The 13356-nt window shown below is 67.8% G+C and carries 13 protein-coding genes; 4 read left to right on the top strand and 9 right to left on the bottom strand.

Annotated features, from left to right (window positions below; translation table 11 throughout):
• Positions 1 to 103: 103 nt before the first annotated feature.
• From F7O44_RS06760 to F7O44_RS06750, 3 genes are all read right to left on the bottom strand, one after another.
• Positions 104 to 496, bottom strand: coding sequence for a RidA family protein (locus tag F7O44_RS06760; RefSeq protein ID WP_162449477.1), 393 nt, complete (start codon positions 494 to 496; stop codon positions 104 to 106).
• 26 nt (positions 497 to 522) lie between these two features.
• Positions 523 to 1767: an MFS transporter gene (locus F7O44_RS06755; RefSeq protein ID WP_222851145.1), complete on the bottom strand. Its 1245-nt coding sequence runs from the start codon at positions 1765 to 1767 to the stop codon at positions 523 to 525.
• A gap of 151 nt (positions 1768 to 1918) precedes the next feature.
• Positions 1919 to 2404 carry an Rrf2 family transcriptional regulator gene (locus tag F7O44_RS06750; protein ID WP_162449476.1) on the bottom strand — a complete coding sequence of 162 codons (486 nt, stop codon included), beginning with the start codon at positions 2402 to 2404 and terminating at the stop codon, positions 1919 to 1921.
• 131 nt (positions 2405 to 2535) lie between these two features.
• On the opposite strand from F7O44_RS06750, the gene F7O44_RS06745 reads away from it, so the two are divergent.
• The gene (locus F7O44_RS06745) at positions 2536 to 3654 is read left to right on the top strand and encodes an acetamidase/formamidase family protein (RefSeq protein WP_162449475.1); all 1119 of its coding nucleotides are present in this window, start codon (positions 2536 to 2538) and stop codon (positions 3652 to 3654) included.
• Positions 3655 to 3680: 26 nt separating this feature from the next.
• The gene (locus F7O44_RS06740; RefSeq protein WP_162449474.1) at positions 3681 to 5135 is read left to right on the top strand and encodes a hypothetical protein; all 1455 of its coding nucleotides are present in this window, start codon (positions 3681 to 3683) and stop codon (positions 5133 to 5135) included.
• A gap of 74 nt (positions 5136 to 5209) precedes the next feature.
• Here F7O44_RS06740 and F7O44_RS06735 read toward each other — a convergent pair whose 3' ends face one another.
• A complete protein-coding gene (locus tag F7O44_RS06735; protein WP_162449473.1) occupies positions 5210 to 5677 on the bottom strand; it encodes a type II toxin-antitoxin system VapC family toxin in 468 nt (155 codons plus the stop codon).
• Positions 5674 to 5913: a type II toxin-antitoxin system Phd/YefM family antitoxin gene (locus F7O44_RS06730; RefSeq protein WP_222851143.1), complete on the bottom strand. Its 240-nt coding sequence runs from the start codon at positions 5911 to 5913 to the stop codon at positions 5674 to 5676. The genes F7O44_RS06735 and F7O44_RS06730 overlap by 4 nt, the downstream gene beginning before the upstream one ends.
• Positions 5914 to 6142: 229 nt before the next feature.
• Between F7O44_RS06730 and F7O44_RS06725 the strand changes: the two genes are divergently transcribed.
• Positions 6143 to 7174 (top strand): cyclic nucleotide-binding domain-containing protein, encoded by a 1032-nt coding sequence (locus tag F7O44_RS06725; protein WP_162449472.1) that lies wholly within the window; start codon positions 6143 to 6145, stop codon positions 7172 to 7174.
• Between the two features lie 86 nt (positions 7175 to 7260).
• Positions 7261 to 8001 carry an MBL fold metallo-hydrolase gene (locus tag F7O44_RS06720; protein ID WP_162449471.1) on the top strand — a complete coding sequence of 247 codons (741 nt, stop codon included), beginning with the start codon at positions 7261 to 7263 and terminating at the stop codon, positions 7999 to 8001.
• 28 nt (positions 8002 to 8029) lie between these two features.
• Here F7O44_RS06720 and F7O44_RS06715 read toward each other — a convergent pair whose 3' ends face one another.
• From F7O44_RS06715 to F7O44_RS06700, 4 genes are all read right to left on the bottom strand, one after another.
• Positions 8030 to 8437 (bottom strand): response regulator, encoded by a 408-nt coding sequence (locus tag F7O44_RS06715; protein WP_222851142.1) that lies wholly within the window; start codon positions 8435 to 8437, stop codon positions 8030 to 8032.
• A gap of 140 nt (positions 8438 to 8577) precedes the next feature.
• A complete protein-coding gene (locus tag F7O44_RS06710; protein WP_222851141.1) occupies positions 8578 to 9258 on the bottom strand; it encodes a response regulator transcription factor in 681 nt (226 codons plus the stop codon).
• A 43-nt stretch (positions 9259 to 9301) separates the two neighbouring features.
• On the bottom strand, positions 9302 to 10900 hold the full coding sequence (locus F7O44_RS06705; RefSeq protein WP_162449469.1) for a sensor histidine kinase: 1599 nt from the start codon (positions 10898 to 10900) through the stop codon (positions 9302 to 9304).
• Between the two features lie 13 nt (positions 10901 to 10913).
• The gene (locus F7O44_RS06700; RefSeq protein WP_162449468.1) at positions 10914 to 13355 is read right to left on the bottom strand and encodes an ABC transporter permease; all 2442 of its coding nucleotides are present in this window, start codon (positions 13353 to 13355) and stop codon (positions 10914 to 10916) included.
• Between the last annotated feature and the right edge of the window lies 1 nt (position 13356).

Below are 13356 nucleotides of genomic sequence, written 5' to 3'. Positions count from 1 at the left end.
TTCAGTATGGCGGAGCTTCCGAGGACCGGCCGGTTTTCGGCCGCGGTGGGACGCGGATACGGTGCACACATGTGCGCTCCCACCCCGGAGGGCGTCGGCGTCCTCAAACCCGGACAGCGACGGCATCCACCTCGAACAACATACCCGGTAGCGCCAGCGCCGCGACCCCGATGAGCGTCTGGGTGGGCGGCTGCCCACCCCAGATACGGCCGACCTGGGCCGCCAGCTCCCGGAGCTTGTCGGCGTCATGGTCCACGACAAAGGTACGTAGCTGGACAACGTGGCTGTAGTCCAGGCCGGCGCCGGCCAACGCGATTCGCAGGTTGGCCAGGGCTTGCTCTACCTGCTCGGCGAAGGCGGTCGACGTGACCTCACCCCGCGCGTCAGAGGCGTACTGTCCCGCGACGAACACTAGGTTCTCCGTAGTGGCGAGATGGCTGTAGCCGAAGCCGGCCGGGTCGTGAAGTCCGGCCGGGTTGATGATCGCGTGTGTCATCCTCATTCTTCCTCTCGGTAGTCGGTTCAGCTGGACATACGTGCCGCACGGAGGAACCCCGCCGCGCATGCGGTTAGGACAAACAGGACGGCGGCACAGACCACCACGCCGAACACGGCAGTGCCATCGATGACGACGCCGCCCACTAATGCGCCCAGCGCGATGGAAAGGTTGAAGGCAGCGACGAACAGCGAGGTCGCCACTTCGGTGGCCTCCGGGGCGGCCTTCAGCATCCATATCTGCAGACTCACGGAGACGCCGCCAAAGGCCAGCCCCCATAGACCCACGAGCGCGATCGCCGCCGTCGCCGATTGACCGACGAATGCGAACATGATCATGACGGCGGCCAGCAGCGTGGAGATCACCAGCACAACGCGCCGTACGTCGTGATGCGCCCATGCACCAGCGATGAAATTGCCCGCGACGCCGGCGACGCCGAAGGCGAGCAGGACCACACCAACCATGCCGGCCTCGACACCCGCCCCCTCGCGCAGGATCGGACGCACGAACGTATAGGCGATGAAATGCCCTGTGACGAGGAGGAACGTCATCAGCACTCCGAGCCGGACACCGACGTTGCCGCGCAGCAGCCGTGGCAGCTCGCCGAAGCTCAGCTCGTGCGCGCCGGGGAGGGCCGGGACCAAAAGAAGCAAGCCGGCAAGTGCGACGAGACCCAGCAGGCCCAACGCGGTGAACGCGATGCGCCAGCTACTTGTGTCGCCGAGCAGAGTCCCCAGTGGAACACCTAGAACCGAGGCGGTCGAAACGCCACCGAAGATCACCGCCGTTGCGCGCCCCACCTGCTCCGCCGGGACCAGTCGCACGGCCAGGCCGCCCGCGATAGCCCAGAATCCGCCGATACTGACTCCGACGACGAAGCGTGCCGCCAGCACAACGGCCAGGTCCGAGCCCACCGCACTACCGAGGTTGCCGACAGCCAGCAGAACAAGAAGCGCAGCGAGCAACACACGTCGGTCGATCCGCCCAGCGGTGACGGCTATCACCGGTGCGGCAACGGCGGCCACGAGCCCTGGGACGGTGACCATCAAGCCGGCGATGCCTTCGGAGACTCCCAGCTCTGCCGCCACGGGCGAGAGAAGGCCGACGGGCAGAAGTTCCGACGTCATCAGCGAGAAGATGCCGAGCGTCACCGCCCAGACCGCCAGCCAGCTCCGGTACGACGCCCGCTCCGGGCTTCGGCCGGAACGGGGACCCGTAGGTGATTCCGGCGGCTCGCCGTCAGCCACCTGCAGGCGTTCATCCATCCCCATCTGACCTTCTCCTCCCTGTCCATTCGCGCTCGGGGCGCGCGAGCGAGATCCGCTCGCGGCCTGACGCGGGGCCACTTTCCTAGCTATTCGAGATATTTAATATCGCTAATTTTCAGAGACTTCGACGTGTCGGATTCGCCGACCGCGGCCCTCAGGCCGCTCCGGCCGCGAGCCGACTTCGGGCTTGCCCGGGCGCCGACGGCTGCCGTCGCTCCACCGTCGCGCGGATGTCGGCCAGGCTCTGCGCCGCCAACTCGGTCCTCCAGGCGAGCTCAGCCTTACGCATACCCTGCGAGATCACACATGCCTGGCGATAATCCACGTCCTGGCGACCTCCTGGGCCGTGCCGCAGGATCTGGTCACAGCGAAACGCCTCCTCGGCCCCTTCGATCGCGGTCACCACATCCAGCAGCGTGACCTTCTCCGGGCTACGCGCCAGGCGGAACCCGCCACGGGGGCCAGTGGTGGACGACAGGATGCCGGCCCGGGCCAACGCTTGCAGTTGCTTGTTGAGATATGCCGCCGGCAGCCCGTAGAACTCCGCCAGGCGAGCCGTGGGCACTGCCTCCCCCGATTCGACCCACGAGAGATTCAGGCACGTATGCAACGCCCACTCGACGCCTTCACTCATCCGCATATTCTGGATATTACACATCTAGAATCTGCCGGCGCCACCTATCCCCATGATCGTGAACCCTCATCCGAGATATTCCCCGGTACCTGTTCATGATCATGGGAGGATGTCACGATCGCAGGAAGGAGGTCGCCATGGCTGTACACGAGATCCGCATCGACCGCACCAAATCCCTCCAGGAAGAACCCCACACCGGCCACAACCGCTGGCACCCGGATATCCCACCGATCCTCCGCTGCGAACCAGGAGACGAGGTCATCCTCGAGACCCGCGATGCGTTCGACGGCCAGTTCAGCCCCGACGACGCCGGCGCCGCCGCCGTCGAAAGAGCCGACCTGAGTGTCGTTCATCCACTGACCGGCCCCATCTACGTCGAGGATGCCGAGCCCGGCGATGTGCTGGAAGTCGAGATTCTCGAGGTCGAACCCGACTCCTACGGCTACACGGTCGAGGTTCCCGGATTCGGCTTCTTGCGCGACGAGTTCCCCGAACCGTTCAAAGTCAATTGGGATCTCGCCGACGGCTGGGCCACGTCCGGCGACCTTCCAGGTGTCCGGATCCCCGGATCGCCGTTCATGGGCACCATCGGGCTCACGCCAGGACACGACCTCCTCGCCGCGACCACGGCCCGCGAACAGGCCGTCGCCGACCGCGCCGGCCTCGCCCTGCCCCCGTCTGCCGAAGGGGCGGTTCCGACCGATCCCCACGTCGCCCAAACAGCCCTGCGGACCGTGCCGCCGCGCGAACAGGCCGGCAACGTCGACATCAAACAACTCGGTGCGGGCACCCTGCTGCTCATTCCGGTCGACACACCGGGTGCGCTGTTCTCGGCCGGCGACGCGCACTTCGCCCAAGGCGACTGCGAGACGTGCGGCACTGCGATCGAGATGAACGCGACCCTCCGGGTCCGTTTCGGGCTACGCAAGGGCGAAGCCTCCGCGAAGGGCATTCGCGACCTTCGCTTCGCACGTGACGACTACTACCTGCCGCCCGAGTACGCCGTGCCGCGCCGGTTCTTCGCCACCACCGGCATCTCGGTGACGAAGGACGGGCAGAACCGCGGCGAGGACGCGACGCTCGCCGCCCGCAACGCGCTGCTGAACATGATCGACCACCTCGGCGACCGTGGCTGGACCCGGCAACAGGCCTACGCGATCTGCAGCGTCGCGGTCGATCTCAAGATCAGCCAGCTGGTAGACGTCCCGAACATGCTGGTATCGGCATTTCTTCCGGAAGACATCTTCGTGAGCTGATCCCCGCACTGGGTATAGGAGCGCACATGAACGACACGTCCGGAGTGGTCTTCCCACTCACCGCCGACGGCGTCCGCAGCACGTCGGCGCTGGGCCGTGCGGTCGTCGCCGATGCGCTCAGCGGCGCCGACGCGGTGGGCGCACGGGCGGCCGAACACGAGACGAACTGGCGTGGCGGTTACATCGCCCATTTCCGCCGGCTCATCGAGGCCGGCCTCCCGTCCGCCTCGGCGGCCCAGGGCATCGCGGCCGACGGCCTGGCCTCCCTCCACAACCGGATGCCCGTGCGGACCGATGATCACGAGTACACGCTGACCGAAGCGTTGCGTCAGCGGGCCGAACCGCCGTTGGAGACCGCCGTCGTCAGCGGCGAGGGCGATCCGGAACGTGAGCTTGTCCTTCCCTATCGCGGAAGCCGGCTGAAAGGTGACGCACTCGCCCGTCAACTCGACAGGTGGGTGGAATCCGGGGTGATCGAGGGCTCGTGCGCGGAGGCCGTGCGGATGGTCATGGCCAATCCGGATTGGCTGGACCTGTCCGACGTCCGGCTGGTGACGTTCGGCGCCGGCGCCGAGATGGGCCCGGTGCGCGCCGTCCTGCGCTGGGGCGGCAACATCACCGCCGTCGATCTTCCCCAGCCCGGTATCTGGCGATCCTTGATGGACGCGGCACGACGCTACGCGGGGCGCCTGCACCTCCCGGTACGACCCGGCGACGGCAGTCTCGATGCGCGGGCCGGCGCGGACCTGGTCGGTCAACTACCCGCCGTGACGCAGTGGCTGGCGCGGCTGGACGGCCGGCTGGTGCTGGGAAACTACGCCTACGCCGACGGCGCCATGCATGTACGTGTCGCGGTGGCGGTGGACGCACTGACCAGCTATCTCGCCGACGAGCGCCCAGACACCGCACTGTCCTTCCTGGCCACCCCCACCGACGTGTTCGCGGTACCGGCCGAGGCTGTGGAGCACGCTGTGCAGTCCTACGAGAAGCGGTCCAAACTGCGGCTGATCCGCCGCCCGCTGAAGATCCTTTCGGCGGGCCGCCTCCTCCAACGCCACTACGTACCCGGAGCAGACCCTGGCATCTGCGACAGCCTGGTGCCACAACAAGGACCCAACTACGCGCTGGCCAAGCGGCTGCAACGGTGGCGGGCGACGACGGCGGCCGCAGCCGGGCACACGGTCAGCCTCAACGTCGCCCCGCCGACGCGCACTCGGTCGGTCATGAAGAACCGCGCACTAGCGGCGGTTTACGCGGGCGCGCACCGGTTCGGCGTCGAGGTGTTCGAACCGGGAACGGCCAACACGCTCATGGCCGCGCTACTGGTCCACGACCTGCGAAATCCCCAACCGCCGCGGGAGCATCCGTGGATGGACGATGCCGCCGAGGCCGCCCACGGAGGCCTGTGGCGCACCGCCTACGCGCCGCGCAGCGCACTCGGCCTCGCGGGCATCGTGGGCATCACCGGCGCCCGGACCTGAAGCCGGGACTTGTCACGGCGAGACGCGTGAAATGTGGGTGCCGCGCCAGGCATGCATATCTGACCGCGGCAGGTTCACTCCGTCGGGTCTGCGTGCGTGTCTCCGCCGACGAGAGCATGCATCGTCCGCACATGGCCGGCCGCACCGTAGTCGAGCAGCGCGCCGTCCGCAGTGACGAGCGTCGAATTCAGCGTGCGAGTTGTGGCAATGATGATGCGGTCAGCAGGGTCACGATGGATTTCGCCAGGCAGCCGCGTACTCGCGACGGCGATCTCCGGCGCCAGCGGAACAACCGTCAGCGCTGGGTTTGCCGCCACCAGGCCGATCCATTCACCTACGTCACGCCGGAGCTGAAGCCGCTCCTTGGCGACGAGCATAGCGATCTCCCACAACGAGATCGCGCTGACGTTGACTCCAGCGCCGTAAGACGCGTTTTCGATTGCCTGCCGCACAGCGCGAGGCAAGCGAGATTCGCCAGCCACCAACCACACCAGGACGTGTGTGTCCAAGACGACGCTGTGGTCGCTGGTCGCCTCCGTCATCGAACGGCGTCCCAATCCTCCTCAACTGGGCTGATCAGGTCACCGTAGGTGTCAACGGTGCCAGCCAGGGACCCGAACAGCGGCGCCGGTGGCGCCACCGGAACGAGCCGGGCCACCGGCCGTCCCCGCTTGGTGATGGTGACAGGCATACCCGTTTCCGCAACCTCATCAAGCACTCGGAGGCATACCGCCTTGAACTGACCGGCGGCCATCTTGACTGCCTTCGTCTCTGCCATGCTCATCTGACTATGGTCACAGACCATAGTCATGTTCGCAACCGGGATTGCTCGGCCTCGGAACTCCGCCACCCTACGGGTGCTAACACCCCCTGGAACTGGCCTGCCTATGACCTCCTATTCCACGGCTACACACTCGTAACGTCGTCTGACAAGACATCCACACAGCACACCCGACGCAGGCACCGCTCCTCCGCCGACCGCCCACGAGCAGAAAGGAACCAGACCGATGGCACCTACCTCCCTGAGTGCGACCGCTACATCGCTGTCGTGGATCCCGTCCGAGGCCGTCACCGGCGCGGCCAGAAGGGCCTTCGACGTCGGCTTCGCGCATTACGATGCGCCACCGCCGGACGTCATCGACGATCTGGACGAGTTGCGCGCGGCTGACGGCTTCCGGTTCGCGAATGTGCTTTCCGTCCGGGCCGGGATTGTCGACGGTCAAGTGTCCGAGGCCGGCTACGCGGACGGCTCCGGCGTCGTCATGGGGTCAACGACCGTCCGGCTGGGGCGGCTCGGCGCCACCTTTGCCGCCGTTGCGCTGCCCGTCATCCAGCGAGAACCCGAGTATCGCGACGACGGCACCGTCCGGCTCGTGCAGACCTGCGGCGGCCGGACAGCTCTGCCGATGCCACGGCAGGTACCCCACGCACCATTCGTCAAGATGCAGGCTCCGTGGGTATGGACCACCCTCGCGCTTGTGCTGCGCCCGGACGGTACCGCGGAGGTGGAGCTCGCGGGCGCGAGCCCCTTCCCCCGGCACTGGGTCTACGACGCGACCGGCGCACTTGCGCTCAAGTCCGGCCTCACCAACTACGCCGGCTGGGTGGCGCACTCGTTCGGCGCACGTACCCCGTGGGGCGACGAGGATTCGCCCGCCTTGGTCACGGCCAGCGAGAGCGCGAGCGAACGGGTTTTGTCCAGGATGCTGATGACCGGCGCGAAGAAGCCCAAGGTCATCAGTCTGGCCGCCGGCGATACGCTGACCAAGCAAGGCATGCCGGGCGACGAGCTCTACCTGTTGCTCGATGGGGTGCTCGCCGTCGACGTGGACGGCGCACGTCTCGCCGAACTCGGTCCAGGTGCCGTCCTCGGTGAACGTGCTGTGCTCGAAGGCGGGCGCCGCACGTCGACGTTGACCGCCGTCACCCAGGCTCGGGTTGCTGTGGCGCCTGCCGAGGCCATCGACCGGGACCGTCTCGCCGAGCTCGCTTCGTCCCATCGTCGCGAGGAGCAGACACCCGAGGCGGAGCTCGCGTGAAAGTGACGTTGCACGGAGTCCGCGGCTCGACTCCGGCACCAGGACGCGAATTCGTCCGTGTCGGTGGGCACACATCATGCGTGTCGGTGACGTTGAAGGGGGCGACGTCACCGACACTCGTCTTGGACGCCGGAACCGGGTTGACCAAGGTGTCCACGACACTGTACGGCAAGGCTTTTCAGGGCGAGATCATCCTGAGCCACCTGCATTGGGACCACGTTCACGGACTCCCGTTCTTCACCGCCGGCGACACCGCCGACGCCGACGTCGTGCTTCATCTGCCCGCCCAGGATGGAGCCCGCAGCGCAGACCCGGTATCCGCGGCGAGACTGCTGGGACGGGCCATGTCTCCACCACATTTCCCGATCGGCCCAGGCGGGCTAGCAGGCCGCTGGCGATTCCGCGCCGCGGACACGGGCAGGTTCGACGCCGGTGGCGCCCGCGTCCGGCTCACCGAGATCCCACACAAGGGCGGGCGCACCTTTGGCATCCGGGTCGAAGCCGACGGGGAGTCGTTCGCTTATCTGCCCGACCATGCCCCATCTGTCGATTCCGGGCCCGGAACCGACCTTGCCCGCGGTGTCGACGTGCTCCTACACGACGCCCAGTTCGCCGAGTCCGAGCGCGATGTCGCCGCCGCGTATGGCCACGCGACCGTCGGTGACGCGGTGGCCGCCGCGGAGCGGGCTCGCGCCGGCCGGCTGGTGCTGATCCACCATGCGCCAGGGCGTACCGATGACCAGATATATGCGCTGGCGGAACGCGAAGCGGCGAACGCGCGAATCCCGGTCGCGGTCGGCCGCGAAGGCGACGTCCTCGTTCTTTGAATGCCTGGGCCTCACCCGTGCGAGCACATCAGAAGCCGGGCGGTTGGGTACCGGCGATGACGGCGATCAGCACGTCAGGCGTCAGCTCGATCTTGTGCACATAGGCGCGCGCGCCGCAGGTCCGGGCACCGGCCGGAAGGTCGGCGGCGGAGTACGTGGAAAGCAGCAGAACAGAGACATCAGGGTCGGCCCGGATGAGCTGCCGAGTGGCCTCGAGGCCGGAGATGCCAGGCAGGTTGATGTCCATCAAGACCAATGACGGCCGCACCCGCTGGGCGATGCGGAGCGCCTCTTCGCCCGTCGCGGCCTCACCTACCACCTCGTACCCGGCCGTCGCACCGACGACGAAGCGCGCTGCGGCCCGGAAGGGCTCTTGGTCGTCCACGACCAGCACGCTGACGACCGACGCTTCGGTATCCAGCCGAGGGGGGATCACGTACCCAGCGTGGCACAGGGTGTCGCTGCCTACCATCCGGCAGCCACCACTCCCGCCGGGGATGCAGGCACCCCCGCCTCCCCGTTGATCATGGGCACGTGCCGCCTATCGGGCGTCGAATAGGCGCCATCTGCCCATGATCAACGGGGAGTGGTCGATAGGTAGAGCAGTACGGCGGTGACGCGCCGGTGCACCTCCGCCTCAACGGTCAGCCCGAGCTTCGCGAACAGCGAGTTGATGTGCTTCTGAACCGCCCGCTCGGTGAGGAACAACGCTGCGGCCACGCCGGCGTTGCTCTTGCCTTGGGCGATCTGCTCCAGTACCTGGTGCTCACGGGGTGTCAGGTCCGCCAGCGGATCCGGAGCGGGCCTACTGCCGGTCACGAGGATCTCGACGACGCGCGGATCGATGACGCTGCCGCCGCTCGCCACCTCCCGGGCGGCTTCGGCCAGCTGGTCCGGCTCGCTCACCCGTTCTTTGAGCAGGTAAGCGCGCCGTTTCGAACCATGCTCGAGCAGCTTGAGCGCGTACCCCGGCTCGGCATACTGCGACAACACCACCACGCCGGTGTCCGGTGTGAGATCGTGCAGCTGAGCAGCCGCCTGAATACCTTCATCGCTGAACCCTGGCGGCATCCTGATATCGGTGATGACGACGTCCGGCCGGTGCTCCGACACCGCCTCGAGCAACGCGGCCACATCCCCCACGGCGGCGACGACATCGAGGTCGGGGTAGGTCTCCAGGACACGCTGGACTCCCTCGCGCACCAAGAGCACGTCGTCGGCCACAATCAGCCGGAGCGTTCGCGAGGACTCGGCCACGCAGGGAGTTTACCGGCCCGACGCGCCCATCCGCCGCGACTTCTCATTCCGTCGCACTCGCCACCCGGTCAGGGCTAGTGTCTCGTACCTCGCCCCGGACGACGCTGCCCCTACCAGGAGCGCTCGACACGGACAACGTGCCGCCCAAAGCCCCGACCCGGTCGCGCATGTTGACGAAGCCGTGACCGTTCACGCCGGCCGCGGCGTCGAAGCCGACACCGTCGTCACTCACCTCGAACACCAACGTCGCCTGCTCAAGACCTACCGTGACCCTCACCGAGGCGCCGTCGCCGGCGTACTTGGCGGCGTTCTGCATCGCCTCGAGACAGCAGAAATACACCGCAGCCTCGACCTCCGAACTGAATCTCCGCTCGACCTCCACCTGCACGGTCGTGGGCAGCGCCGCCCGGCTGGCGGCATTCCGCAGCGCCGCTTCGAGTCCGTCGTCGCGAAGCAGCGGCGGGTAGATCCCATGCGCCAGTTCGCGCAGTTCAGTCACCGTCGCCTGCACGTCTTCGCGTAGCTCCTGCAGCAAAGGCTGGACCGATGCCGGATCATCACCGGCCATTCTGGCCAGCAGGCCCACCTTGACGGCCATCGCCACCAAATGCTGCTGGGCCCCGTCGTGCAGATTCCGCTCGATCTCGCGTCGCGACGCGTCGGCCGCGGCCACGATCCGGGCACGGGAGGCTTGCAGCTCCGCGTTGCGTTCCCTCAGCTCCGCCAGCGACGCCTGCAATGCGGTGTCCAGTGAGACGTTGTGCAGCGCTAACCCCACCTGCCTCGCCAGTTCGGTCAGCGCACGATCGTCGTCGTCGGTGAACGCCGTACCGTCGAGCGGACGGGCCACGACCAGCAGGCCGAGAAGCTTCCCCAGGTGGCTCACCGGAGCCACCCGGACAGCTGAACCTGCCGGCTGCCCGGCCAGCACCTGCGGAAGCCACACCTCCGCCCACGCGTTGCCGGACACCCGGGCAGAACCCACCGCAGCCAGCTCCGCCTCGTTCAGCGTGATCCGGGCGCGTGATCTTTCCGGTACCGACACGCTTCGGTCGAGCACACCGTCGCTCCCGGTCCACACCTCGGCGCCCAGCGGTCCGATCGTCGACCGCAAAGTCTCCGTGAGCTGGAGCAACAGCTCGTCCATGGGGACGGCGCGGCTCATCCTGGTGCCAAACGTCTCCAGCGCCGCCCTGGCCGGACGACGCCGCGGACCGGCCAGCCCGCGGACGAGCTCTCGCAGCCGCGCCCGAACCGGCCCGGCCAGCAGGACCGACACCAGCCCGGCCACCATCGACAGCCCCAGCACCCCGTGCTCGGAGCCGTCGACATCGTCTCCGAGGCCGACGACAACAACCACGTACACCCCGAGCACCATGAGCAGCACACCGCAGACAACGACGGTGGCACCAAAGACGGCCGTCGCCTGGCGCCGCACCCGGAGCGAGAGCGGCGCGGCACCGGCCACCGGAACGGTGAGCAGACCGGCAAACGCCCACGGGAGTAGCTCGCGCGGCACATCGAGCAACACGTGGAACCCCCACGCGGCGACCGCGACCGTCACCGCGGCCGTCATCGACCACGCGGCCCATAGCGCCAGATCGCGGCGATTTCGTGCTCGCGCCGGATCGATCCTGCTCATGTCCCTCGTCTCCTCACTCGGTTCTCAGCGCCGAAGCGATCCGGATCTTCGCCGCCCGCTGGGCCGGCCATGCCGCGAGGACGGCGGCGGCCAGCAACGTGACCGGCACCGCGAGCGCCAGCGCCAGCCAGGCCACCGGTGGCACGTAATGCAGGTACATCGACTCGGCAACTTGACGCCATACCGTGCGCCCGAGCGCGACTCCGAGCGGCAGCCCGGCCGCCAGCCCCGCCAGCGCTATCACCCCGCCCTGCGTCACCACCACGCTGCGGGACTGGCGCGGTGTCATGCCCAGTGCCCGCAACACCGCGAGATCCTGGCGGCGGCGCCGCACCGCGGCGGCGAGGGCGAAACCCACCACGCCCAAGGCGAGAACCGCAAGGAACCCCGCGAGGAACAACGGCAGCGCGCGAATGTAGCGAAACTCTTCCAGCTCGTGCAGCCAGTCCAGTGGCTGGATCCCGATGTCCGCACCGGGAACCACCGAGACGGCTTCGTAGAGCACCGGGATGATCTCCTCTGGATCCACGCCGGGTTCCAGGCCGATGTATCCAACGTGCCCGCTGAAGCCGTCGAAGAGACTGTCGTACGCTTCGGCCGTCACCAGCGCACCGGTCGCATGTTGCACGTCCTGCGGAGCGACCAGGCCGAGCCCGACGACGGCCAGTTCCACCTGCCTGGTTCCGCGGAGCATCACCGTGTCCCCGATACCCACCCCGAACTCGTCGGCGGATTGCGGTCCTAACATCACCTCGGTGGCGGCAACCGGCAGTCTGCCACTGAGCACGACGAAGTCGAGCGGCTCGCCCACCGGATCCAAGGAGTTCACCATGAACTCGTTCTGTCCCATGCTCACGTAGTCGTGCCGGGTGTTATTGATCCCTGCGACACCCGGCGCGCTGGCCAGCGCGGCAAGTGTGTCCTCGACCGAGGGAGTGAACGCGTAGTTCTCGAACCCCACCCAGGCTTCCACTTCATACACTGTCCCGTGCCGCGCCGGGTTGCCGACGACGTCGTCGACCGCGCCGGCGAATGTCAGCGCGGCCAGCACACCGAGCACGCCGGTGGCCGACCCGGCAAGGGCCGCCCGTACGGGGACCGCCCGCTCCCCCTGCCCAGGTTCCAGTGCCAGCTGAGCGCCCACCACCACCGGGACAGGAGCGCCGGCTGCGGCTGTCGACGTGACCACAAGGGAACGCCGCGTTGCCGGCGTCGTTTCACCCGATCGGCCAGCCAGGAGAGCGACGACGTAGGCACCCGCGGCCACGACGGCCGGAACGCCCGCCAGCACTGGCACCAGCACACCCACGTCAACGTCGACACCCGGCGCGGGTTCGACCAGGGACGCACGCCCGACGGGGAACCAAACACTGGCCACTGTCGCGGCGCCGGCGCTCAACAGGCTTCCGGCAAACGCCGCCAGCGCCGGGCCGAGGGCTGCCGCCTGGCATGACTGGCGGGGAGCCATGCCAACGGCCCGCAACACCGGAAGATCCGCCATGGCCGACGCGACATGACGAGCCACCGCCAGGCCCACGAGCACTACCGCCGCCGCACCCGACACCACCGCGAAGACGTACAAGCTCGCAGCCTCAAACCCAGTCACGTCCCGGGTTTCACGCAGCGGCGCGGCAACGTTCTCCAACCTCACCGGCAGTCCGATCAGACTCTCCTGGAACTCAGGCAGGGCCGCCTCGCCTCCGGTGAGACGGACCAACGCCGAGCTCCCGGCCAGCCGCCGTCCCCCGATGAGGTTTTCCTCGTACTCCGCGTACAGCCCTGCTGACGGGATGACGAAGCCGGCCTCGTTCCGCGTGCGATCGGAATAGAACGGCGAGCGGACCATCCCGACGATGGTCGCCTCCAGGCGCGGGCCCGAAGCCGGCACGACATGGTCCGGATCCAGGCCCGCGTCGACGGCGGCCTCGATCTGCTCGGGGTTGAACCAAACGAAGTTGTACTGCAGGGTGTCGATCTGCTCCGGGCTGTAGAGGCCGACGGTGACGGTGTCGCCAACACCCTTGCCGTGTGTCTTCTCGAACGCCGGTGTGATGAGTACCTCGTCGGCCCGTTCAGGATCGGCAAGCCGGCCTTCAAGAACTACCGGCCGCTCGAGCGCCACCATGAGCTCCGTGTCCCCTGGCGGCGGCATGAACTCATCCAGCGCCGGGCGGCCATCGATCTCGTATCCGGACATGATCACCGTGCCGAGCGCCTCGACCTCGGGCAACTCCCGGACAATGCTCCAGTCGAAGTCAGGCTGAATGGTGAAGGCCAACACGGTGCCGGGCAGGGTCTGCTCCCACAGCCGGTCGACGGCAGTAGCACCGCGCCGCGCGCCCGCCACAGCCGTCATGACCGTACCCGCCGCGACCGCGATCAACAGCGCCAACACCAGCAGCGACCGCCACCGCCGACGAACATCCAACCGGAACCAGAACGCGACCGCGGCCATG

The organism is Phytoactinopolyspora mesophila, from assembly GCF_010122465.1.
Classification (GTDB): domain Bacteria; phylum Actinomycetota; class Actinomycetes; order Jiangellales; family Jiangellaceae; genus Phytoactinopolyspora; species Phytoactinopolyspora mesophila.
Note: the sequence above shows the minus strand (reverse complement) of the source record. Positions and strands in the feature narration are given on the sequence as shown.